This window comes from Streptomyces sp. NPDC060064 (assembly GCF_042736455.1).
GTDB lineage: Bacteria > Actinomycetota > Actinomycetes > Streptomycetales > Streptomycetaceae > Streptomyces.
Genome location: NZ_JBHWWF010000025.1, coordinates 69,537 through 94,340 on the forward strand (window position 1 = coordinate 69,537; position 24,804 = coordinate 94,340).

The window sequence follows — 24,804 nt, forward strand, 5'->3', positions numbered from 1 at the left end:
GTTCATGAGCAGTTGGCTGTCGGCCGCTCAGGCCGTCACCGCTTCGATGATTGACACCGTCCCCGGAGTGGGGACGACCCGGACCAGCCGGAGGCCGGCGGCACCGAGGAGTTCCTTGAACTCCGGCTCGGTGCGCTCCTTGCCGTCGAAGATCGTCATCATCGCCACGTCGTACAGCTTGGCCGGGTGCGGATCGTTGCCAGGCGGCACCACGGCGTCGATGACCAGGAGGCGGGCCTGGTCGGACATGGCCTTCCGGACGGCCTGAAGAATCCGAAGGCTGTCGTCGTCGCTCCAGTCGTGCAGAACGCGCTTGAGGACGTAGATGTCGCCGCCGGTGGGCGCGACGTCGAAGAAGTTCCCCTCGGCCGTCTCCCAACGGCCCTCGATCGCCTCGTCGTCGAGCTGATGCTGCTGGAGCACCGCGTCCTGCTCGTACAACACGCCCTGCAAGCCGGGGTTGTTGGCAAGCACCGTGCGCAGGAAGCCGCCGGGGCCGCCGCCGACGTCGACGATCTTCCCGGTCTCCGGGAAGTCGTAACTCCCCGCGATGCCGCCCTGCTCGATGGTCGACAGATCGGCGATGCCGGTATGGAAGGTCCCTGCGCTCTCCTCGTTCTGGTCGAGATAGTCGAAGAGGGGGGCGCCGAAGATGTCGTTGAAGACGGTGCTGCCCTCGCGGACGGTGTCCTCGAGGCGTCCGGTCGACTGCCAGTACATCTCATCGGTCAGCAGCAGGGCCGTGGAACGTACGGAGTAGGGGGTGTCGGCGCGCAGGACATGTGCGGCGGGAGTGAGGTGGAAGGCCGAGGACTGGTCTTCCCTGAAGATGCCGCGGGTTGCCAGGAAACGCAGTACCCGGTGGAGGAAGGGGCCGTGTACGCCGGTGAGTTCGGCGAGTTGCTGGGCCGTCTTGGGGCCGTCGGTGAGGTGGTCGGCGATGTCGTTACGCAGGGCCACGCGCAGTGCGGCGGGGTAGAGGTAGCCGAGCGAGTCGCCGAGGACCTGCCTGACTGCCGCTGCGATCTCCGTGGCCTGGGTCGGTTGCGCATCGCTCAAGGGTCTGCCTCCATACGGCATCGCACTGTGGTCGCGTGACCCGGCGCGCGAGGGCTGCCTGTCACCGGTCACGGATCAGCCTGGCCCTGTGGGCTGACGGGTGACTGACCGATTGCTGACCGCGCCGGGCTCCCGCCCCGGTCCGGCCGAGCGGTCAGCCCGGCGTCAGCGAGCTGTCAGTAGGCGCGGCGACGATGCGCCACGTATGCCCACCCGCCGATGGTGCGGGGCCCGGAACATCCGAGGACGTGGAGGCAGCCTTGACGGCACTGGACGGCGCAACCGTGACCGAGGGCATGGTGGAGTGGCAGGGGCACAAGACGTGGTACCGCGTGGTGAGTTTGCCCGACCCTGGCTCCGGCCAGGGTCCCGAGCAGGCTCCGCTGGTGATCTGCCACGGCGGCCCGGGGCTGACCCACGACTACCTCACCTCGGTCGCCGAGCTCGTGAGCACGGGGCGGACCTGCGTGCTGTACGACCAGGTCGGCAACGGGCGCTCCGAGCACCACGGGGACGCCCCTGCCCAATTCTGGACGCCCGAGTTGTTCGTGGGCGAACTTCAGGTACTGATCGGTCACTTGGGCATGGCAGACGACTTTCACCTACTGGGACACTCATGGGGTGGGATGCTGGCGCTTGAGCTGGCCGTCCGGCGGCCGCCGGGGCTGAGGTCGATCGTCGTCGCCGACGGATTCGCGTCGTCGTGGACCTACCGCGAGGAAGTCGCCCGGCTACTGAGTGAACTTCCCCCGGACGTACGGGAGCCGATCGAGCGCCACGAGGCGGCGGGAACCACCGGCTCGCCGGAGTATCAGGCGGCGGTACGGGCCTTCTACGGACGTCATGTGTGCCGCGCCCGTCCCGTGCCCGGTGAACTCCGTCGCACCCTTGAGTACGTGGGAACCAATCCCACGGTGTACGAAGCCATGATGGGGCCCAGTGAATTCACCATGACCGGAACACTGCGGAGCTGGGACATCCGCGACCGACTCGACCGGGTGCAGGTTCCCGTGCTGCTCGTATCGGGACGGCACGACGAAGTGACGCCCCGCGCCGTCGAGGAGATCCAACGCGGCGTACCCCAGGCCGAGTGGGTCCTCTTCGAGGAGTCGAGCCACATGCCGCATCTCGAGGAACCCGTCCGTTTTCGCACGGTGGTCGAAAGGTTCCTCGCACGGCAGAGCGGCCCGACGGCTGGAACGGCAACGATCGTCGGGCGTGGTTAGCATGACCGTCATGGCATCAACCACCCCCACCGTTGGCCTGTTCGGGATGAATATGAACGCCGCGGCGGATCCGGCGGTCTCGGCCCGCATCGCCCAGCAGGCCGAACGGCTCGGCTACGACTCTCTGTGGGCGGCCGACCATGTCGTCCTGCCCCGCCCTCGTACCGAGGAGTCGCCGCTGGAGCCGGACACCCCACTGCTCGATCCCGTGGTGGCCCTGACGCATCTGGCGGCCCACACGGAGCGGATCAGGCTGGGCACCGGCTGCGTCGTCCTTCCGCAGCGCAACCCCGTGGTACTGGCCAAGCAACTGGCCAGCCTGGACGTGGTCAGCGCGGGCCGCCTGATCTTCGGGGCCGCTGTCGGCTATCTGGAGCCCGAGATGAGCGCGGTGGGCGTCCCTATGGCCGGCCGCGGCGCACGGGCGGATGAGTACCTCCAGGCCATCAACGCGCTGTGGTACATGGACAAGCCCGTCTTTCACGGCTCGCATGCCGACTTCGAGTGCGTCGACGCCCGCCCGCGGCCCCTGCAGCGCCGGGTGCCGCTGGCGATCGGCGGACACAGTGCCGCGGCACATCGGCGCGCGGTCGCCCACGGCGACGAGTGGTTCGGCTATCTCGTCGGCGTACGCTCCACCGCGGAACAGGTGCGCACGCTCAAGGAGCTCTCCGACCGCGCCGGACGGCAGGACAGACCGCTCAAGATCTCCGTGGCCCCGGCCCGGCCGCTGGACGTCGCCACGGTGAGCAGGTACGCCGAACTCGGAGTGGATCGGCTCGTCGTCGTACCGCCCATGGACCTGACGGTGCCGGAGCTCGAAGAGTTCGTGGAGCGGCACGCGCCCAGCAAGCTCGGGGCGGCTCCGGCCTGAAGCGTGTTCCCGGGCCTAGCGATGGGCGGCGTTGTCCGCCTCCTCGCCCGCCAGTAGCGGCCGACCGGGACGTTTGTGGTGCGGGACAATGAGCCCGGCGTTGATGCAGGCGCCGCCGGCCGGCACGGTGACGCCCTGGCACTGGGCGGGTAGGCCGGTCGGCGTCGATGCGCTTCAGGCGGCGTAGGCGGCCCAGGCCGTCCCGTGGTCGGCTGCGATGAACCGGGAGACCTGCTCCCCGACCATCAGCGCAGGCGCATGGACGTTGCCCGTCGTGATCGCCGGGAACACGGAGGCGTCTGCGACCCGCAGTCCGTCGATGCCGTACACCCGCAGCCGCGGATCGACGACGGCATCGGCGTCCACGCCCATCTTGCAGGTGCCTGACTGGTGGTGATAAGTCGTCACCGTGCGCCGCAGATATTCGCGCAGTTCCGGGTCGCCGACGACTTCGCCCACGTCGGGGCCCGGGTACAGCTCACGGGCGCCCCACTCCTCACGCAGGACCGCCGAGCGTCCGATGTCCCGGCACAACACCGTGGCGGCCACCAGGCTGTCCACGTCCGCTCCCGTACGCAGTGTGGCGGGGTCGATGAGCAGCTCGTCCTCCGGTTGCGCGCCGGTCAGCCGGATCGACCCCCGGGAAGTGGGCCGGACGATCCCGGCCTGCAGGGTGAAGCCACTGGGAGGCCCTGTCATCCCCGGCTGGTACATGGGGACCGGGAAGTGCAGCGGCTGGAGGTCCGGCACCGGCAGCCCCGGCCGACTGCGCCAGAACAGATGCGTCTGGGCGGGGCCGAGGCCCGGCGAGGGCCGGCCGACGGGGCGCTCTGTGCTGAAGATGACGGGTGCCAGAACATGGTCGTGCAGGTTGCGTCCGACGCCCGGAAGATGGGCGACCACATCGATTCCCACGGAGCGCAGCTGGGCGGCGGCGCCGATGCCGGACAGCATCAGCAGCCGGGGCGACTCGATCGCGCCTGCGCTGATCACCACCTCCGCGCGGGCGGTGGCCTTCTCGACGATCCCCTCCCGCAGCCACTCCACGCCGACACATCGGCTGCCTTCGAGGAGTACGCGCCGCACGCGGGCCCCGGTGATCACGGTAAGGCCGGGCAGGTGGGCGACCGGGTCGAGATAGGCCGCGGCCGCGCTGCACCGGCGGCCGTCGGCAATGGTGAACTGGGCCTTCGAAATCCCCTCAGGGCTACCTGAGTTGTAGTCCGGCTGACAGGGGATACCGGTCTCCGACGCCGCCTGGATCAGCGCGTCGTGGATCGGATCGGCGTGGTACTTGGTGAGCACCGGCAGCGGCCCGCCCGAGCCGTGCAGTTCGTCCGCCCCGGTGTCGTAGTCCTCGATGGTCCGGAAGACCGGCAACACGTCCCGCCACGACCAGCCGTCATTGCCGAGATAGGCCCAGTGGTCATAGTCCAGCGCCGCGCCCCGGGCGTAGATCAACGCGTTGAGCGCACTCGACCCGCCCAGCACCCGGCCGCGCGGCCAGTGCAGTCTGCGGCCGGCCGCGTGCTCCTGAGGCGTGGTGCGGTACGCCCAGTCCTGCTCGCTGAACCACAGCTCACCGAACCGCAGCGGGTCGTCGATGGCCGGGTTGGTGGCCTGGCCGCCGGCTTCCAGAAGCAGGACGTTCGCGCCCTGGTCCATCAGCCGTCGCGCTACGACACAACCGGCGGAACCGGCGCCCACGACGATGACGTCGAAGGGACCGTTGCTGAGCGATTCGGCCACGGGCCGACCTCCGTTGACGGGTCGTCGGGTTTGGGTGAGGGGGCTTTTACGCCGAGGTGAAGACCAGGACCGCGTTCTGGCCGCCGAAGCCGAACGAGTTGCTCACTGCCACATCGATGTGCTGGGCTCGGGGGCCCTTCTCGACGATGTCCAGCTCGATTTCCGGGTCCAGGTTCTCCAGGTTCGCCGTCGGTGGCACGGTCTCGTTCTCCAGGGTGAGCACGGTCAGCGCCGCCTCGATCGCGCCCGCTGCACCGAGGGAGTGACCGAGCGCGCCCTTGGCGGACGTCACCGTCGCACGCGTGCCCAGCACCTGGTGCAGAACTTTGGACTCGGCCGCGTCGTTCAGCGGCGTCGAGGTGCCGTGCGCGTTGACGTGGTCGACGTCGCCCGGGGACACGTCGGCCGAGGCCAGCGCCGCCTCCAAGGCCTGTCGGGCGCCGGTGCCCTGCGGGTCCGGGGCCGTCATGTGGTGGGCGTCGGCGGAGGCTCCGTACCCCGCGATCCTGGCGCGGACGCGCGCCCCACGGGCCCGTGCGTCCGTCTCCCGTTCCAGGATCAGTACGCCGCTTCCTTCGCCGATGACGAAGCCGTCACGATCCACGTCGAACGGGCGGGACGCGGCGGCCGGTTCGTCCAGCCGTCGGGACAGAGCCCCCATCTGCGCGAACCCGGTGACAATCAGCGGACTCACACCCGCTTCGCTGCCGCCCGTGATCACCACATCGCAGCGGTCGTCGTGCAGCAGCTGTGTCGCGACTCCGATCGCGGTCGCCCCCGAGGCGCAGGCCGTCGCGGTGACGAAATTGGGTCCGCGGGCGCCGAACTCCATGGCGAGATGACCCGCGACCATGTTCGGCACCAGCAGGGGGATCAGCAGCGCGGAGACCGAGCCCGGCCCTTCGGAGAGCAGGGTCCGGTGCTGCTGCTCCCAGGTCGAGACGCCGCCGAGCCCGCAGCCCATGACGACGCCGACGCGCGCGCCGTCCCACGTCTTGGGGTCGAGGCCGGAGTCGGCAACGGCCTCACGCGCGGCGACGATGGCCAGTTGGACGAACCTGTCGTGCACGAGGGTACTGCGGCGCCCGACGAGCTTGGCCGCACTGAACCCCGGGACTGTGTACGAGATATCGACCGGCAGGCCTTCGAGGGCGGGATCGCGTTTGGCCGTCGGCAGGGCTTCGCACACGCCTCGCCAGCTCGCTTCGGTGCCGATGCCCGCGGCGGTGACCAGGCCGAGCCCCGTGACGGCGACGGGAGCAACGGTCATGACGTCTTGGCCGCGGCCGCCTGCTCCTCGATCACCTCGGCCGCCCGCCCGATGGTGTCGCGGGGCGACGCGGCGTCGTCGCTGATCTTTACGCCCAGTTCCTTCTCCACCACCAGCAGCAGCTCCACGAGGAAGAGCGAGTCCATCTCCAGGTCCTCGAAAGTCACGTCCGGTTTGATCTCCGATCGCTCGACCTGGAAACGGTTGACCAGAATGTCGGCGAGGGTGTCGTACATGGCTGTCATCACGGATTCCCTTTCTCCGGTGGTGCTGTCCTTTGGTGGTGCGCACGGGCCAGGGCGGTGGCACCGCCCCCGGTGTCACGCCGGGCCGGTGTCACGACAGGCCGGTCTCCGGCCACGTCAGTACGGACGAGCCCCAGGTGAGACCGCCGCCGAAAGCGGTGAGCAGGATCTGGTCACCGGGGCGCAGCATCCCGGTGGCATGCGCGTGGTGGAGGGCCAGCGGGATGGACGCGGCCGCGGTGTTGCCGACCTCGGCTATGTTGCTGACGGCGCGCTCGCGCGGGATGTCGAGTTCGTCGGCGAGCCGGTTGAGGATCCTCGCGTTGGCCTGGTGGGCGACCAGCCAGTCGACGTCGGAACGGCGCCAGCCGGCCCGGTCGAGTGCCGTGGTCGAGGATTTCGCCATGCGCTGTACCGCGTGCCGGAAGACCTCCTTGCCGGCCATCGCGAAGTAGCGGTCCGCGGCCTCGGCGGGCAGCCCGGTCAGGCGCTGCTCCGAGCCGTCGGCACGCACGGTGATGAGATCGCGGCCCTCCCCGTCGCTGCCGAGGTCGAACGGGCCGATGGCGCCCGGTTCGTCGGGCTCCCCCGCGCGCAGCACCACCGCGCCCGCGCCGTCACCGAAGATCGCCGACGTCGTCCTGTCCGTCGGGTCGAGAATGCTGGAGAACGTGTCCGCCCCGATGACCAGGGCGCGGGTGGACGAGCCGGACGCGATCAGCCCGGCGGCGTTGGCGAGACCGTAGATGAATCCCGTGCACACGGCGGAAATGTCGAACGCTGCCACGCCGGACAGCGCGAGCCGCGTCGCCACCGTGGGCGCGGTCGCCGGACAGGGCCGGTCGGGCGTGGACGTCGCCACGACGACGGTGTCCACGTATGGGTCGCCCGAGGACTTGAGCGCCTGCTCGCCGGCCCCGACCGCGAGATCCGAGGTGGCCGTTCCGGGCGCGGCGAAGTACCGCTGGCGGATGCCGGTCCGGGACCGTATCCACTCGTCGGAGCCACCGGACACCGCGGCGATCTCCTCGTTGGACACCGCGCGGGGCGGCAGGCAGCCGCCGATGCCGGTGAGTACCGCGGCCCGGGTCATTGGATGTCGCCCATGTGCCGAGGAACGGCCGGCACCGGTCGGCCGAGGTGGCGTATGACCACGATCGTGTTCCCCCGAGATCCTGGTGAAGAAGGTTGCTCACGACTCGGCATGTTCAACACGTTGGGCATGCCCGGCAGGCTCACCGTGTTCATGCGATCCGACCGATGGCTGACGGTCGGCTGACCCCGGTCAGCGTGAGCGCGGGGTCCTGGGCCAGGATCTCGGCGTAGCGCTGTTGCAGGGGCACGCCCGGCTGTACACCCAGTTCCTCATCCAGTCGATGACGGGTGCGGTGGTACAGGGTCAGCGCCTCGCCCTGTCGTCCCGAGCGGTACAGGGCCATCATCAGCTGCGCGCAGAAGTGCTCGTTCAGGGGGTGCTGGGCGACGAGTCGGCGCAGTTCGGCGGCTGCCTGGCGGACATCGCCGACGGCCAGTCTGGCAGTGATGAGGTCTTCCCACATGGTCAGCCGGCGCTCGTCGAACAGGGCGGCCGCCGCCCTGCACCGCAGGCCGTCTCCGGCGTCCAGCAGGGCCGGTCCGCGCCACAACCGCAGCCCCGACTCCAGGAGTTCGAGTGCCCGGTAGGGGTCGCGGCGCAAGGCCGCCGAGCCCCGCGCCGCGAGGTCGAGGAATCGGTTGCCGTCCACGGACTCGCGCGGGATGTCCAGTACGTAGCCGTTGTGCACGGCGCGCAGCACGGTCCCGTCCGCGCGCCCCTGAGAAGGGCCGTCAAGGATTTTCCGCAAGCGCGCGGCATGCGCCTGGAGTGCGTTGTGCACATTGCCGAGAGGCTGACCGGACCACAGCTCGTCGGCCAGTTCAAGATGGGAGATCGCCCGTCCGGGTTCCAGCGCCAGGGTGGCGAACATGGCGCGTACCTTGTTCGCGCGGATTTCGCGTTCGTGACCGCCCACTGTGACGGAGACGGTGCCAAGAATTTCGATGTGCACGACACTCCTAAGTCAATTCGACTCGTCGGGCGTCCAGTCGGCGGCATCGCAATGGCGTCCGATTTGCGGCTACCGCGATCTCGCGTTGATCAAATTGTTCAGACGCCAATAGTTGTCGTGTGGCAGAGGGAGTGTCAAGGCAGTTCTGGCGGGTACAGGGGGCACCCCAGGGGCTCCCCCAGGGTGCCCAGGGATTCCCCCGGTGCCTTACAGGGGTAACGGATGCAAGACTCCTGGCTCCGGAGTCCGCCGAGAACAACCGCGTTTATGCGGTGCACATTGACTATTCGTCGGACCGCCAATTCGGACGGGATCGGAGCAGACGCTTGACGAGTGGATCTGCAGCGAACTGGAGGCCGGTGCCTCGCCTCGACCACGTCATGGTGCTGCTCGACGGGGCAGCGCATCGCGATGTGTCGGCGAGTGGATTCCTGACGCAGCGCTTCGGGAGGATCAAGCGCAAGGAGGCGGAAAGCTCGGTCGCCGGGCAGTACTCCACGCTCGGAGTGGCCGGTGAGAACACTTTGATCGAGCTGTTCGGCAGTGATCTACCCAGCGCGTCGCCTCTCACGGGCGGCCTGGTGTTCTCGTTCGAGGAGCCGGGCTCCGCGCAGCGTGCCCGCGCCTTGCTGGACGCCTCCGGCGACGTCAAGTACCACCATGACCTGGTACGTCGCTCGGTGGAAGGCACGGACGAGCAGCAGCCCTGGTACCACCTGATCAGCGTCGACCTGGGTGAGGCCAGCCCGCTGCTGCTCTTCCTCAACGAGGTGACGCCCGAGTACTTCCAGTCCCTCGGCGCCCAGCCGGCACCGGACGGGACGCTGCCCCGGAAGCACTATCTGGACGCGGCGCTCGGGGCTCCGGCGGGGGGAAACCGGCTGATGAGGGACGTCACCGGCGTGACGATCTCGGTTGCCGCGGAGCGCGGCCGACGCCTCGCCGACGCGCTCGCGGTCTTCGGCTACACCGGGGCCGAAACTGCTCCCGGAGTACATGAACTGCGTGGTCCCGGCCTCACCGTCCGGCTGGAGACCGGCGATCAGCTGGAACGCGTAACGGAAATCGAGATCGGCCTGGACCCCGAGGTATACGAATCCTCGATCCCCAGGGAATTCCGATTCGGCGAGACCTCGCGACTTGTCATCGAATCAGCAGAAACTGCGCGGTGGAGCTTCACTCCGTCGCACTGAGCGATCTTGTGCGGGATATGCCAGAAAGGCTCAGTCAGTCACCGCAGGTCGAGTGCAATCGGGGAGCCCAAAGAAATGCCTGAGACGACACCACTGTTCAGTGAGATATTCGACCGGAACGTCGCGGCGACGCCGGAAGCGATCGCGGTCGAGTTCGGTGACCAGCGGCTGTCGTACCGTGAATTGGACGACAGATCGGCCCGGCTGGCTGCGGGGCTCATCCGCAGAGGCGTCGGCCGGGACAGTGTGGTCGGGATCGCGGCGAGCCCGTCGCTCCACCTACCGCCGGCGGTGCTCGGCATCCTGCGCGCCGGTGCGGCCTGGCTCCCTCTCGACCCCGCCTACCCGGCCGACCGGCTCCGCTACATGATCGCCGACTCCGGGCTATCCCTGCTCGTCGCCGATCCCGACACCGCCCGTGACCCGGCGTACGACGGTCTGGAGATCATCAGCCCCGACGCGGGTCCCGCTGTCCCGACGACGCCCGCCGCCGGAGAGCCGTGGCCGCTCCCGACGCCCGGCCAACTCGCCTACGTGATCTACACCTCGGGGTCCACCGGCCGTCCCAAAGGCGTCGCACTCACCCATCGGGGGCTGGCCAATCTGGCCCGCGCGCAGATCGACACCTTCGGCGTCGAACCGGACGGCCGGGTGCTGCAGTTCGCACCGACCAGCTTCGACGCCTCGGTATTCGAGATGACGATGGCGCTGTACGCGGGCGCCACCCTGGTGCTGGCGCCACGCGACGACATCGCGCCCGGCCCCGGGCTCGCGGACTTTCTGCGCGACCGTCGCATCACCCATCTCACGCTGCCGCCCTCGGTGCTGGCCACGCTGCCGGAGACCCCGCTGCCCGACCTGGCCGTGCTGGTGTGCGCCGGCGAGGCGCTTCCGGAGCACCTCGTCGAGCAGTGGCTGCCCGGACGCCGCATGTTCAACGCGTACGGGCCCACCGAGACCACCGTGTGGGCCACGGTCGCCGAGCTGACTGCCGACGGCGGCAAGCCGTCCATCGGCACGGCCATCCGCGGCGCCCGCACCCTGGTCGTCGATGAGTCGCTGCGGCCGGTGCCCGCGGGCACGCCCGGCGAGTTGCTCATCGGCGGGGCGGGCGTGGCGCGTGGTTATCTCGGGCGACCGGGCCTGACCGCGGAGCGGTTCATCCCCGACCCCGGCTCTGCCGAGACCGGTGCACGGCTGTACCGCACGGGTGACCGCGTGGTCGAGCGGGAGAATGGCAGCCTGGAGTTCCTCGGCCGCTTGGATCACCAGGTCAAGATCCGCGGCTTCCGCATCGAACCGGACGAGATTGCCCGGCAGCTGGCCGAGCACACGCAGGTCACCGATGCCGTGGTAATCCCGCGTGACGACGGGGCCGGGCCGCGGCTCGTCGCCTACGCGACCGGCGCCGGCCTCGACGCCGCGGGGCTACGGGCCCATCTCGCCGAGTGTCTCCCGGAGCACATGGTGCCGGCCGTCGTTGTGCCTCTGGCGCAGATGCCTCTGACACCGAGCGGCAAGATCGACCGGGACCGACTGCCCGTGCCCGCCAGGGGATCCCGCAAATCCTCCGGCCGTACGGAGCCCCGCACCCCCACCGAACGCGCGCTCGCCGACATGCTGGCCGACCTTCTGTCCCTCGACTCGGTCGGCGCGGACGACGACTTCTTCGCCCTCGGAGGCCACTCACTGCTGGCCGGGCGGCTGGCTGCCCGGGTGCGCTCGGAGCTCGGGCGCGAGCTCCCCCTGCGCCGCGTGTTCGAAGCGCGCACCGTGGCGGCGATGGCCCTCCTGATCGACTCGGCCGCCGCCGGGCTGACCGTGCCACCGATCCGGGCCGGGGCGCGCGGGGACGGGGGCACACCGGTTCCGCTGTCCTTCCCTCAGGAACGCATCTGGTTCCTGGAGAAGCTCGCGCCGGGCAACCTCGCCTACAACGCGCAGGCCACGATCCGGCTGCACGGCCCGCTCGATATCGACGCACTGCACGCCACCCTCACCGAAATCGTGCGCCGCCACGATGTGTTCCGTACCGCGTTCCGGGAGGTCGACGGTCGGCCCATGCAGTTCCCGCAGCCGACGACGCAGGTCTTGCTGCCGCTGCACGACCTGGCCGGCCTCTCCGCCGGCGAGGGGACGGAGCGCGCCGAGGACATCATCAGGGAGACCGTGCAGGCCCCCTTCGACCTCACCACACCGCCGCTGGTCCGCTGGGTGCTGATCCGGCACGGCGAGGACGACCACACACTCGTACACGTCGAACATCACCTTGTGCACGACGGCTGGTCGTACGCGCTCTTCCTGCGCGAGTTGCAGGAGCTGTACCCGAGTCTGGCGCAGGGCAAGCCGTCGCCGCTTCCCGAGCCGGCCATCGGCTACTCCGACTTCGCCCTGTGGCAGCGGGAGTGGCTGCAAGGTGACGTCCTGGACGCGTACGTGGCGCACTGGACCAAGGAACTCGACGGCATACCGGCCGCGTTGGAGCTTCCCACGGACCGTCCGCGGCCGGTCGCGCAGAGCTTCAAGGGCTCCTCGGTGCGCATCGACCTGCCCGGGGAACTGTGCCGCAAACTGCGCGCCTACAGCCACTCCCGCGGCACCACCCTCTATTCCACGATGCTCGCCGGGTTCTCGGCGCTGATGTCGCGCTACAGCCGTCAGTGCGATGTGGTCGTCGGCAGCGGGGTCGCCAACCGGCGACTCACAGAGATCGAGCAGATGATGGGCATGGTCGTCAACACCGTGCCGTTGCGCATCGATCTGTCCGGACAGCCGGGCTTCGACGCACTGGTCCGGCGCGTCCACGACACCGTCGGACGGGCACACGAATGGCAGGACGTGCCGCTGGACCGGCTCGTCGACGCCCTGGCGCTGCCCCGCGATCCCTCACGCAACCCTGTGTTCCAGGTCATGTTCAGCTTCCACGACTCACAGATCCCGGACCTGGACTTCATGGGCATCCGCGGCTCCGTGCTGGAGCTGCACAACGATTCCGCCAAGACTGACATCAACGTGGTGGTGATCCCGCGTGCGGAGCAGCGCGCCGGGCGCGGAGTCGGTGACGACGACGCGGCCATCACCCTGATCTGGGAGTACGCCTCCGACCTCTTCGACCCCGAGACCATGCGCCGGATGGTCCAGCACTACACGACCGTCCTCGACGCGGCACTCGACTCCCCCGAACTCTCCTACGAGCACCTTCCCCTGCTCACCGACGGCGAGCTGGCCGGCATTCTCCGGGGAGCGCGGGGAGCGGCGACGCCGTTCCCGTACGAACGCACTGTCCCGGAGCTCTTCGCCGAGCAGGCAGCCGCCCGGCCGGACGCGACAGCGCTCGTCAGCCACGGGAAGTCCTCCACCTACGCGCAGGTGGAGGAGCGGGCCAACCGCCTGGCCCAGCTGCTGCGGGCGCGCGGCGTCGGCAGGGACGTGCCCGTCGGCGTACTGCTCGAACGCGGCGACGAGATGGTGATCGCGCTGCTGGCGGTCCTCAAAGCCGGCGGCGGATACGTACCGCTTGACCCCGGATATCCGGCGGAGCGGCTCACCGCGATGCTCGACGACGTCGCCGCGCCGCTGGTGGTGACACGCGCGGGTCTGAAGGGGCGGCTGGCCCCGGGGGCGGCGCGGACGCTGGTCCTGGACGAGGTGGCCGAGGAGCTGGCGAACGCCCCGGCACACGCGCCGGCCGCGCAGGCCGCACCCGACAGCCTCGCGTACATCCTGTTCACCTCCGGCTCCACCGGCAGGCCCAAGGGCGTGATGGTCGAACACCGTTCGGTGCTGCGGCTGGTGTGCGGGGCCGACTATGTCTCCTTCGGGCCGGACGAGCGATTCGCGCAGGTTGCCGACGCCTCCTTCGACGCGCTCACCTTCGAGTTGTGGGGCGCGCTGCTGCACGGCGGTGCGCTGTTCGTCATCGACGCGGACCAGCTGCTCACCCCCGGCGGGCTGGCGGCGGCGCTGAGCGAGCATGGTGTGACCAGCATGTTCCTCACCTCGGCGCTGTTCACGGAGGTGATGACTCAAAACCCGGCCACCTTCGGGGGGTTGACCAATCTGCTGGTCGGCGGCGATGTGCTGAATGTGAGCCGGATACGGCAGCTGCTGGACAGTTCCGCCGCCGACCGGCCGACGCGGCTGCTCAACGGCTACGGACCCACCGAGACCACGACGTTCGCGGTGTGCCACCTGATCGAGCCGCTGCCGGACGGTGCGCCCTCGGTGCCCATCGGCCGGCCGATCGCCAACACCACGGCCCATGTGCTCGATCCGCACCTGCGACCCGTGCCGGTCGGCGTGCCGGGCGAGCTGTACATCGGCGGACCGGGCGTGGCCCGCGGTTACGCGAACCGCCCCGGGCTCACGGCCGAGCGGTTCCTGCCCGACCCGTACGCCGGTGGCGGAGCGCGCATGTACCGCACGGGTGATGTGGCGCGCTACCGCCGTAACGGAACGGTGGAATTCCTCGGCCGGGCCGACAACCAGGTCAAGATCCGCGGATTCCGGATCGAGCCGGGGGAGGTGGAGACGGCGCTCAGCGCTCACCCCGGCGTCGGCCAGGCCGCGGTCGTCGTCGACGACGACGCCCCGTCCGGTCGGCGGCTGGTCGCCTATGTGGCGCGCGCGCCGGGCCGGTCCGCGCCTTCCCCGGAAGAGCTGCGGGACTTCCTCGCCCGGACGTTGCCCGCGTATCTGCTGCCCGCCGCGTATGCCGAAGTGCCGGCGATGCCCCTGACTGCCAGCGGCAAGGTCGACCGGGCCGCGCTGCCGGCGGTCGACGACAGCCGGCTGCCGCTCGACGGCCACGTGCCTCCGCGCACCGCGACCGAACGGACACTGGCCGGGCTCCTCACGGAAATGCTCGGCGTCCCCGGAGTCGGGGTGGCGGACGACTTCTTTGTTCTCGGCGGGAACTCCCTGCTGGCGATGCGCCTGATGAGCAGGGTCAACGAACTGTTCGTCGTGGACGTGCCGCTGCGTGACTTCCTCGGCGCGCCGACCGTGGAGCGCCTCGCGTCCGCAGTGGACGCCGCGCTCGCATCCGCCGACGGCGACCGCCCGCCGCCCACGGCCCACGGCACCGTCGGCGAGACCGATGCCGACGAGGACCTGCTCGACCGGATCGACGAACTCTCCGACGACGAGGTGAACGCACTCTTGCGTGACATGGCTGAGAACGAGGTCGAACGATGACGGACGGCGCTCTCTCCGGCGGCACGGCCGACGACCGGCGTGCCCGGCTCGCGGAGCGGCTCAAGCGGCGTATCTCGGAGCGCCATTACCCTCTCTCCTACCCTCAGCAGCGCCTGTGGTTCCTCGACCAGCTCGACCCGGGCAGCGCCGTCTACGTCGTCCCCCTGATCTACCGGATCAGCGGCCCGCTGGACGTCGCCGCCATGGAGCACGCGCTCGGCCAGGTGGTGCGCCGACATCACGTGCTGCGTACGGTCTACCGGTCGGTGGACGGCACGCCGCGCCAGTTCGTCCGGCCGGCGGAGCCCGTGACCATCCCGGTCCGCGATCTGTCCGCCCGGCCCGACCCGGCGGCCGAGGCGGAGCAGGAGTGCCGGCAGGAGGCCGGCCGGCCGTTCGATCTGGCTTCGGACGTGCCCGTACGGGCCCTGCTGCTGCAGCTCGCGCCCGACGAACACTGGTTCTGCCTGAGCCTGCATCACATCGCTTGTGACGGATGGTCGCTCGGCGTCCTCGGCAGCGAACTGTCCGCCCTGTACGGGGCTTTCACGGACGGTCGGGAGCCGGAGCTTGCACCGGTGGAGAGGCAGTACGCAGCCTTCGCCGAGGACCAGATGGCCCGGCTCACGGGGGAGCCGCTGGAGGAGATGCTGGGTTACTGGCGGGAGCGGCTGGCCGGGGCCCCGGCCCTCGCGACGCTGCCCGCGGATCGTCCCAGGCCTCCCACGCAGAGCCACCTGGGCGACCATCTGGACTTCGCCATCGGCCCCGATGTCACGGAGCGGGTGGGCGAGTTGGCCCGCGCCGGCGGCGCCACGCCGTTCGCGGTGCTGCTGGCCGCGTTCACTGCCGTGGTGCACTCCCGGGCCGGCGGCGACGAGGTGATCGTCGGATCGCCTGTTGCGGGACGGACCAAGGCCGGCCTGCAGCCGCTCATCGGCTTCTTCACCAACACCGTGGTGCAGCGCGTTGACGTCTCCGGCGAGCCGACCTTCCAGCAGCTGGTGGCTCGCGCCCGGGACGAGAGCCGGTCCGCGGTCGCGCATCAGGAGCTGCCCTTCGAGAAGCTGGTGGAGGAGCTTCAGCCCAGCCGTGACCCGGCCCACAACCCGCTCTTCCAGCTCATGTTCAGCTACCACGAGGGTGATGCGGACGGCCTGGTCCTGCCGGGTTGCGAGGTACGGCTGGTGCCGGGCGACACCGAGACCGCGAAGTTTGACCTGACCCTGAGCCTGACCCGCGTCGGCGACCGGCTGTCGGCCCGCCTCGAGTACAGCACCGACCTCTTCGAGAAGGACACGGCGCTCTCGATCGGCGATCAGTTCAGCGCTGTCCTCGCCGCCGCCGTGGCCGCCCCGGACACCCCGCTGCGTCAACTGCCCGTGCTGTCACCGGACGAGACCCGTCACGTCCTCGTCGACTGGAACCCGCCCAGCGAGCCCGTACCGGACGTATTGGTTCACGAGCTGATTGCGGAGCAGGCCGCGCGGACGCCGGACGCCCCGGCGCTGCTGGGTGCGGACCAGCAGCCGCAGGACGCGATGACATACCGCGAACTGGACCGGCGCGCCGAGGCGCTGGCCGCCCGGCTGCGTGCATACGGCGTCGCCGCGGACGTACCCGTCGGCGTCTATCTGGACCGCTCGCCCGACCTGGTCGTCACACTGCTGGCCGTCCTCAAGGCCGGCGGCGCGTATCTGCCACTCGACCCCGGCTATCCGGCGGACCGGATCGCGTTCATGGCCGAGGATTCACGCACGCCGGTGATCGTGACGCGAGTGTCCCTGGCCCGCCGCATCGCGGGGTTGCCCGCTTCGCCGCTGCTGCTCGATGCACCCGAGCGGGACGTGACACCTGCCGGGCCCAGCCCGGCCGGCACCGTCTCGCCGCAGCATCTGGCGTATGTGATCTACACCTCGGGCTCGACCGGCAGGCCCAAGGGCGTGATGATTTCGCACCGCAATGTCCGGACGTTCTTCGGCGGCATGGACAAGGTGCTCGGCGGGGACTCCCCGAACACCTGGCTTGCCGTCACCAGCATGTCCTTCGACATCTCAGTGCTGGAACTGCTGTGGACGTTGGCACACGGCTACCGGGTGGTCATCCGTGGCGACGAGCCGAGTGCGCACAGCGCCGGGGCGGGCGGTACGACCGTCACCTCCTCCGTGCAGGCCCAGCCGGTGGACCTCAGCCTGTTCTACTTCGGCGGCGACCGGGGAGGCGAGCCGGGCGATGCCTACCGGCTGCTGACCGAAGGCGCCAAGTTCGCCGACCGGAACGGGTTCTCGGCCGTATGGACGCCGGAGCGGCACTTCCACGAGTTCGGCGGTCTGTACCCGAATCCGTCGGTCACCGCGTCCGCGATCGCGGCGATCACCGAGCGCGTGGCCGTACGGGCGGGCAGCGTCGTCCTGCCTCTGCACGATCCGCTCCGGGTGGCCGAGGAGTGGTCCGTCGTGGACAACATCTCCCACGGAAGGGTCGGCATCTCGGTCGCCTCCGGCTGGCAGCCGGACGACTTCGTACTTGCGCCCGACGCCTACGCCGACCGCAAGAAGGCCATGATGAGCGGTCTCGACGAGCTGCGCCGGCTGTGGCGAGGGCAGACCGTGCGCCGTCGCAACGGGGTCGACGCCGAGACGGACGTACGCATCTTCCCGCCGCCCCTGCAGGACGAACTGCCGGTGTGGGTCACCAGCGCGCGCAGCCCGGAGACCTTCCAGCTCGCCGGAGAGAGCGGCGCGGGGCTGCTGACCCATCTGCTCGGGCACAGCGTCGAGCAGCTCGCGGAGAAGATCCAGCTCTACCGGCAGGCCTGGCGCGAGGCCGGGCATCCGGGCAACGGCCAGGTGACGGTCATGCTCCACACCTTCGTCGGGAGCGACACCGACGAGGTGCGCGAGACCGTGCGCGAGCCCCTGTGCGCGTACATCAAGTCCTCCTTCGACCTGCTGACCGGTCTCGGCCGGGCGATGGGGCGAGAGATCGATCTGCGTACGCTGCCCGAGGACGAGCTCGACCACCTCGTCGCGCAGGCCTTCGACCGGTTCTTCGAAACGTCGGGGCTGCTGGGCACACCGGAGCACTGCGCCGATGTGATCGACCGGCTCAAGTCGATCGAGGTGGACGAGGTCGCCTGCCTCATCGACTTCGGCGTCGAGCACGAGCGAGTGCTCGCCTCCCTGGAACATCTCGCGACGACACGCGAGCTGAGCGAGTCCCGGCGTCGCACCGCGCAGGCCGACGAGCCCATTGCGGCACAGCTCGTACGGCACGGGGTCACCCATCTGCAGTGCACGCCCTCTGTGGCGGGGCTGCTGGCCGAGGACGAGGAGGCCGCCGCCGCCCTGGCCGGGCTGGACCGGCTGCTGGTCGGCGGCGAGGCGCTGCCCGCCCCGCTGGCCGAGCGGCTGGCAACACTACTGCCCGGCAGGGTGCACAACATGTACGGGCCCACCGAGGCGACGGTCTGGGCGACGACGGCGTCAGTGGGCGGTCCCAGGCCGGTGACGCCGGTGACGATCGGGCGGCCACTGGCCAACGTAAGGGCGTATGTCGTCGACGCCTATCTGCGGCCGACGGCCGCCAACGTCCCCGGGGAGCTGCTCCTCGGCGGCCCCGGTGTCGCGCGCGGCTATCTCGACCGGCCCGCGCTCAGCGCGGAACGCTTCATGCCGGACCCCTTCTCCGCGGAGCCGGGAGCGCGGCTCTACCGCACCGGCGACCTGGTGCGTCGGCGTGCCGACGGTGAGCTGGAGTTCCTCGGCCGCCTGGACCACCAGGTCAAGGTCCTCGGCCACCGCATCGAGCTCGGCGAGATCGAGAACACGCTGGGCGCACATCCCGATGTACGAAGCGTCGTCGTCGCGGTGCGCGGGGACGGCGGGCACAGCCGCCTCGTTGCCTACTGCGTGCCCGTCCCGCACGGAACGGACGCCCTGACCGGTCCCGCACTGCAGACGTTCGGCGCCAAGTCGCTGCCGGACTACATGGTTCCCGCGGACGTCGTCCTCGTCGACGCTCTGCCGATGACGGCCAACGGGAAAGTGGACCGCGGAAGGCTGCCCGCCCCGGAGAACCGGCGGGCTGCCGTCTACCGGCCGCCGGACAACGACAAGGAGCGTCACGTGGCCGAGGCACTGGCCGAGGTGCTGCACGCGGACCGGATCGGCATGGACGACAACTTCTTCGAGGCAGGCGGCAATTCGCTGCTCGCCGTGCAGGCCAGGGCGCGGTTGCAGCCCGTGCTCGGCGATCGGCTGTCCCTCGTGGACATCTTCCGCTACCCCACGGCGCGGGCTCTGGTCGCCGCGTTCGACACAGCGGGTGCGGCAGGCGGCGCGGGTCCGGCAGGCGCGGCGGGGGGCGGCGACGGACTGGACCGGGTGCGCAAGGCGGCGGGCAGGCGGGCCGACGCGTTCGCCCGGCAGGCGAAGCGGCGAGCGGAACGGAGTGGGGCGTGACGGGCGGCGAGGAGCTGGACGGCGTTGAGCCGGTGGCCATCGTCGGCCTGGCCTGCCGAGTACCGGGGGCCAGGACGGTCGATGACTTCTGGCGCAATATGCGCGACGGGGTGGAGTCGATCACCTGGTTCGGCCGGGAGGAGCTGGCGGCCGCGGGCATCGACGAGGAGACGCTGGCCGATCCCGACTACGTCCCCGCCTCCGGTCATCTGGAAGGCGCGGACCACTTCGACGCCTCGTTCTTCGGCTTCAACGCGGGCGAGGCCGAGACGATGGACCCCCAGCAGCGCATGTTCTGCGAGACCGCCTGGGAGGCCATGGAGGACTTCGGTCACGACCCGGCACGCTTCGACGGCACCGTCGGCGTGTTCGCAGGCTCGTTCATGAACAAGTACATGGCCCAGAACCTGAACACCAATACGCGCTTCCTGCGCTCGCCGATGGCCCCCGCGGCACGGATGTTCAACGACAAGGACTTCCTTGCCACCCGGATCGCCTATCTGCTCGACCTGACCGGCCCGGCCTACACGGTGCAGACAGCCTGCTCGACCTCGCTGGTCGCCACCCACCTGGCCTGCCAGTCGCTGCTCAGTTACGAGTGCGATGTCGCGCTGGCCGGCGGAGTGACGGTCAATGTGCCGCTGAAGGCCGGCTATCCGGTCGCGGACAGCGGGCTCTTCAGCGGCGACGGCCGCTGCCGCCCGTTCGACGCGACGGCCGGCGGCACGGTGCCGGGCAACGGCGCTGTGGTGCTCGTGCTGCGCAGGCTGTCCGAGGCGCTGGCCGACCGTGACCACATCTACGCCGTGATCCGGGGTTCTGCGGTCAACAACGACGGTTCGATGAAGGCGGGATTCGCTGCCCCCAGCGTCGACGGCCAGGCCCGGGTGATCGCTTCGGCGCTGGCGATTGCCAACGTCGATCCATCCACCATCGGCTATCTCGAGGCGCACGGCACCGCCACTCAAGTGGGCGACCCGATCGAGGTCACCGCACTGACGCAGGCGTTCCAGCTGTCCGCCGACGCCGTGGGCCAGTGCGCGCTGGGCTCGGTCAAGGCCAACATCGGGCATCTGGACGCGGCGGCGGGCGTCGCCGGACTCATGCGGGCCACCCTCGCCGTACATCACGCGCAGATCCCTCCCACCGCGAACTTCACCCGGCCCAACCCCGAACTCCGGCTGAAACACACGCCGTTCTATGTGCCGAACGGCGCCCGCGACTGGCAGCCGGCGAGCGGACCGCGACGGGCCGGGGTGAGCTCATTCGGAGTGGGCGGCACCAACGCACACGTCGTCATCGAACAGGCACCGGCCACAGCCACCGAGCCCTCGCCGGCGCAGCCGCGGGAGTGGCAGCTGCTGCCCGTCTCCGGACGTGACCGGACCACCGTGGATGCCGCGACCGAGCGGCTGGCCGCCCACCTCGACCGCGCGGATTCGTCCCGGACCCTGGCCGACGTGGCGTTCACGCTGCAGGACGGCCGACGGAGCTTCGGGCTGCGGAGGTTCACGGTCTGTACGGACACGGCGGACGCGGTGCGCGCGCTGCGGGGCGAGGAGCCGGACCGGCTGATCACCAGAACCGCGCCCGACGGGAAGCACGAGGCGGTCTTCGCCTTCCCCGGCGGCGGCATGCAGCACCCGGACATGGGCCTGGACATCTACCGCTCGGAGAAGGTGTTCCGTACCGAGGTGGACCAGTGTGCCGAGCTGCTGGCGCCGAGGCTCGGGTTCGACCTGCGCAGGCTGCTCTTCCCCGCCGCCTTCACCGCGCTGAGCGGCAAGGAACTCGCCGGTGGCGCCGCCACTATGGGACGCGGCCAGGGGGCCGGCGTGGTATCCGCGCTGTTCACCATCGAGTACGCGCTGGCGCGTCAGCTGATGGCCTGGGGCGTACGCCCAGCAGCGATGATCGGGCACAGCCTCGGCGAGTACGTTGCTGCCTGCCTCGCCGGAGTGTTCACCCTCCCGGGCGCGCTCGACATCACCCTCGCCCGGGGCGAGCTGTTCGCGAAGATGCCGCCGGGCCGGATGCTCGTCGTGCAGCTGCCCGAGGAGGAGCTGCTGCCCCTGCTGTCCGACCGAGTGTCGGTCTCGGCGGTCAACGCGCCCGATCTGACGGTGGTCGCAGGGCCGGACGAGGACATCGCGGCGCTGCTCACGGATCTGCGCGCTCGCGACATCGACTGCCGCAAGGTGAGCGTGCCGGTGGCCAGCCACTCGTGGATGGTCGATCCCTACCTCGAAGAATTCACCCGCAAGGTCGAGCAACTTGCGCTGTCCAAGCCGGAGATACCCTTCGTCTCCAGCGTCACCGGCACCTGGATCACTCCGGTGGAGGCCACATCCGCCGCGTACTGGGCGCAGCATCTGCGCCGGCCGGTGCGGTTCGCCGACGGGGTGCGCAGCGTTCTGGACCGGCCCGGCCGGATGCTGCTGGAGGTCGGCCCGGGCAAGGCGCTGACGTCGCTGGCCACCGCCCAGCGAATGGCGCCGGCTCCGGTCGCGGTCTCCACGATGGGACTGCCGCGCGACCCGACGCCCGATCTGGCCCACCTGGTCACCGCCGTCGGCCAGTTGTGGCAGCAGGGGGTCCCCGTGGACTGGAACGCCTTCCACGGCGAGGCCGCCCCGCGCCGCGTGCAGCTGCCCACCTATCCGTTCCAGGGCAAGCGGTACTGGGTCGAGGCGCAGCGGACCCGGCCGCACACCGAGGCGGAGCCGGACTTCGAGGATGCGGCACCCGAGGCGGTCGGGGACCAGGCCGACGGGCAGGTGGCTCCACGCACCGGGACGGAACGCCAAGTAGCGGACATCTGGTGCAGCTTGCTGGGTGTCGACCGGATCGGAGTCGACGACGACTTCTTCGATCTGGGAGCGCACTCGCTGATGGTGACGCAGGCGACCCGCCAGCTGCGGCGCATGGGCGTCACCGGCCTCGCCGCCCGGGACGTGCTGCGCGCGCCGACGGTGGCGGCGCTGGCCGCCATGGTCGAACGGGCGCTGGGCGGCACGGATGCCCCGGCTGTGCCGTCGGGCCCGGTCCTCGAGGACGAGGTGCTGCTCGACGAGGACATCCGGGCGGGCGATCTGCCCGCTCCGCACGACGGACCGCCGAGGGCCGTGCTGCTCACCGGCGCCACCGGCTTCGTCGGGGCTTTCCTCTGCGCCGAGCTGCTGGAACGTACGGACGCCACGGTCCTGTGCCTCGTACGGGCCGCGGACGTGGCGGAGGGAGTGGAACGGGTCCGCTCCGCACTGGACTCGTACGGTCTGGCGGTGCCCGGGAACCGGCTGCGCGTGGTGACCGGCGACCTGGCCAAGCCGCTGCTCGGCCTGACGCCGGACGGCTTCGACGAGCTGGCCACAGAGGTCGACGCCATCTACCACTGCGGCGCATGGGTCAACTTCGTACGTCCCTACCGTGCCCTGAAGTCGGCCAATGTGCTCGGCACCCAGGAGATTCTGCGGCTGGCTGCCCGGTCGCGCCTCAAACCCGTGCATCACATCTCCACGCTGGCGGTCCTCGCCGGTGCGATGACCGGCGAGCGGGACACCCTCCGCGAGGACGATCCGCTGCCTCCGCCGGTCGGTCACGACACCTCGTACAGCCAGAGCAAATGGGTGGCCGAAGGCCTGGTCGGGATTGCCCGGGAGCGCGGGATCCCGGTGTCCGTCTACCGCGCGGGCGGGGTGTTGTGCGACAGCCGTAACGGCGCCGCCAACAGCGAGGACTACATCACCAAAGTCATCCAGGGATGCGTCCAGCTGGGGCTCGCGCCGCTACGCGCGTACGAACTGTCCGTCGGCACGGTGGACCACCTGGCGAAGCTGGTCGTCGGACTGTCCCAGCGGCCGGAATCCTGGAACCGGACGTTCCACACCATCGACCCGCAGCCGCTCGAGTGGAACCACATCTTCCAGAGGATCAGGGAGTTCGGGTATCCCGTGCGCAGCGTGCCCTTCGAGGAGTGGCGTGCGGCGCTCATCGAGCAGGTGGACCGTGAGGGCGAGGACAACGCCCTGGCACCGCTGATGGCCATGCTCGGAGATGTGCCCGACCGGCGGATGCCCGCGATCGACTGCGGAAACGTCCTGCGGACGCCGAACCCGGCACCCGCACCAGCCCTGGACGCCTCCTTCTTCCAGCGGATGCTCGGGTTCTTCGTACGCCGGCAACTGCTGCCCGCGCCCGAGGGCGGCGCGACCACCACAGAACGGAGAAGTGACGAGACATGCCTCAACTCCTGACCGGCGCCACGGTCATCGACGGACTGGGCGGCGACCCGGTGCCCCGGGGTTCGGTGCTGATCGACGGAGAACGGATCGCCGACGCGGACGTAAGGGGACCGGCGCGCGATGCCGACCTCGTCGACCTCAGCGGGCTGACCCTGCTGCCCGGCCTCATCGACGCGCATGTCCACCTCGGGCACTCCAGCGAGTCGCGGGCCATCCTCAACATGGAACTGTCCGTCGCCGAGCGGGCCGCGGACATCTTCCGCACGCTGCGCCAGACCGTCGAAGCCGGGTTCACCGCGGTCCGCGACTGCGGCGGGATCGACCATGGAGTGCTGCGCACCGTGGGCCGTGGGCTCGTGCCCGGGCCCAGGATCTGGGCGTCCGCGTCCCCCCTGGTGCAGTGCGGTGGACACGGGCACCTCGGTTCGCCGTTCCTGCCGCCGGATGAGACCTTTCACTTCCGGGTGCGCGGGCTGACCGCCGTGGGCCGTATCTCCGACGGCAGTGACGAGGTGCGCAAGGCCGCTCGTGAGTGTTTCAGGCAGGGCGCGAGCTTCCTCAAGATGGCAGTCACCGGCGGGGTGGTGTCCATCGCCGACTCGCTGGACGACACCCAGTTCACCATCGAGGAGATCGCCACCGCGGTGACCGAGGCACGGGCCCGGCACACCTACGTCACAGTCCACGCGCACAACGTCGCGGGCATCCACAACGCGGTCAAAGCGGGCGTGGAGTGCGTCGAGCACGGAACCGGGATCGACGAGGAAACCGCCGCGATGATGGCGGCCGGCAACGTCAGCCTCGTGCCGACCCTGTCCATCGCGCAGGTCCTCACGGAGAACTTCGAACAGCACGGACTGCCGCCCCAGATCCGCGAACGCGTCGGCGACACGATGCAGGGCATGACCGACGGGCTGCTGGCCGCCCGGGAGGCCGGCGTCCCCGTCGGCTCCGGCTCCGATCTCATCGGGCCGAACCAGAACCGGCGGGGCCTGGAAATCGCGCTCAAAGCCAAGATCCTCGGTGCGCGGGAGGCGATCATGTCGGCCACCTCGGTGAACGCCTCCATCATGCGCGTCGCGGACAGGATCGGCTCGATCGAGGCGGGCAAGTACGCCGATCTCGTCGCGGTGGACTTCGATCCGCTCGCCGAGCCCGAACTCTTCGACAACCCCGACCGCGTCGTCCTTGTGATGAAGGGCGGCACCATCGTCAAGGACACCCGCAAGTAGCGGGGGGA

General features: G+C 70.1%; 13 protein-coding genes. 7 read left to right on the forward strand and 6 right to left on the reverse strand.

The features are described from left to right. Positions 1-27 precede the first annotated feature (27 nt). Entirely contained in the window at positions 28-1,059 is a 1,032-nt protein-coding gene (locus ACFWDI_RS27250; protein WP_385307660.1) for a methyltransferase, read from the reverse strand. A 260-nt stretch (positions 1,060-1,319) separates the two neighbouring features. Here ACFWDI_RS27250 and ACFWDI_RS27255 point away from each other — a divergent pair, with 260 nt between their 5' ends. Both ACFWDI_RS27255 and ACFWDI_RS27260 read left to right on the forward strand, forming a co-directional pair. Then, a complete protein-coding gene (locus ACFWDI_RS27255) occupies positions 1,320-2,285 on the forward strand; it encodes a proline iminopeptidase-family hydrolase (protein ID WP_385307662.1) in 966 nt (321 codons plus the stop codon). A gap of 10 nt (positions 2,286-2,295) precedes the next feature. Next, complete coding sequence (locus tag ACFWDI_RS27260; protein ID WP_385307663.1) at positions 2,296-3,159, forward strand: TIGR03619 family F420-dependent LLM class oxidoreductase; 864 nt, start codon at positions 2,296-2,298, stop codon at positions 3,157-3,159. Positions 3,160-3,333: 174 nt separating this feature from the next. Here the strand turns inward: ACFWDI_RS27260 and ACFWDI_RS27265 are convergent, their stop codons facing one another. The 5 genes from ACFWDI_RS27265 to ACFWDI_RS27285 form a co-directional block, all read right to left on the reverse strand. After that, entirely contained in the window at positions 3,334-4,908 is a 1,575-nt protein-coding gene (locus ACFWDI_RS27265; protein ID WP_385307664.1) for a GMC family oxidoreductase, read from the reverse strand. 46 nt (positions 4,909-4,954) lie between these two features. After that, a complete protein-coding gene (locus ACFWDI_RS27270) occupies positions 4,955-6,178 on the reverse strand; it encodes a beta-ketoacyl-[acyl-carrier-protein] synthase family protein (RefSeq protein ID WP_385307665.1) in 1,224 nt (407 codons plus the stop codon). Further along, a complete protein-coding gene (locus ACFWDI_RS27275) occupies positions 6,175-6,423 on the reverse strand; it encodes a phosphopantetheine-binding protein (protein ID WP_327327363.1) in 249 nt (82 codons plus the stop codon). Before ACFWDI_RS27275 ends, ACFWDI_RS27270 begins: the two co-directional genes overlap by 4 nt. 91 nt (positions 6,424-6,514) lie before the next feature. Continuing rightward, on the reverse strand, positions 6,515-7,516 hold the full coding sequence (locus tag ACFWDI_RS27280) for a beta-ketoacyl-ACP synthase III (RefSeq protein WP_385307667.1): 1,002 nt from the start codon (positions 7,514-7,516) through the stop codon (positions 6,515-6,517). 151 nt (positions 7,517-7,667) lie between these two features. After that, on the reverse strand, positions 7,668-8,471 hold the full coding sequence (locus tag ACFWDI_RS27285; protein WP_385307669.1) for a BTAD domain-containing putative transcriptional regulator: 804 nt from the start codon (positions 8,469-8,471) through the stop codon (positions 7,668-7,670). Positions 8,472-8,830: 359 nt separating this feature from the next. On the opposite strand from ACFWDI_RS27285, the gene ACFWDI_RS27290 reads away from it, so the two are divergent. From ACFWDI_RS27290 to ACFWDI_RS27310, 5 genes are all read left to right on the forward strand, one after another. Beyond that, positions 8,831-9,664 carry a DUF5829 family protein gene (locus ACFWDI_RS27290; protein ID WP_385307671.1) on the forward strand — a complete coding sequence of 278 codons (834 nt, stop codon included), beginning with the start codon at positions 8,831-8,833 and terminating at the stop codon, positions 9,662-9,664. A gap of 75 nt (positions 9,665-9,739) precedes the next feature. Next, a complete protein-coding gene (locus ACFWDI_RS27295; protein WP_385307673.1) occupies positions 9,740-14,860 on the forward strand; it encodes an amino acid adenylation domain-containing protein in 5,121 nt (1,706 codons plus the stop codon). After that, positions 14,857-19,323 carry a MupA/Atu3671 family FMN-dependent luciferase-like monooxygenase gene (locus tag ACFWDI_RS27300; protein WP_385307675.1) on the forward strand — a complete coding sequence of 1,489 codons (4,467 nt, stop codon included), beginning with the start codon at positions 14,857-14,859 and terminating at the stop codon, positions 19,321-19,323. Before ACFWDI_RS27295 ends, ACFWDI_RS27300 begins: the two co-directional genes overlap by 4 nt. Then, a complete protein-coding gene (locus ACFWDI_RS27305; protein ID WP_385307677.1) occupies positions 19,320-23,576 on the forward strand; it encodes a type I polyketide synthase in 4,257 nt (1,418 codons plus the stop codon). The genes ACFWDI_RS27300 and ACFWDI_RS27305 overlap by 4 nt, the downstream gene beginning before the upstream one ends. After that, complete coding sequence (locus ACFWDI_RS27310) at positions 23,561-24,796, forward strand: amidohydrolase family protein (RefSeq protein ID WP_385307679.1); 1,236 nt, start codon at positions 23,561-23,563, stop codon at positions 24,794-24,796. The genes ACFWDI_RS27305 and ACFWDI_RS27310 overlap by 16 nt, the downstream gene beginning before the upstream one ends. The last annotated feature ends 8 nt before the right edge of the window (positions 24,797-24,804 follow it).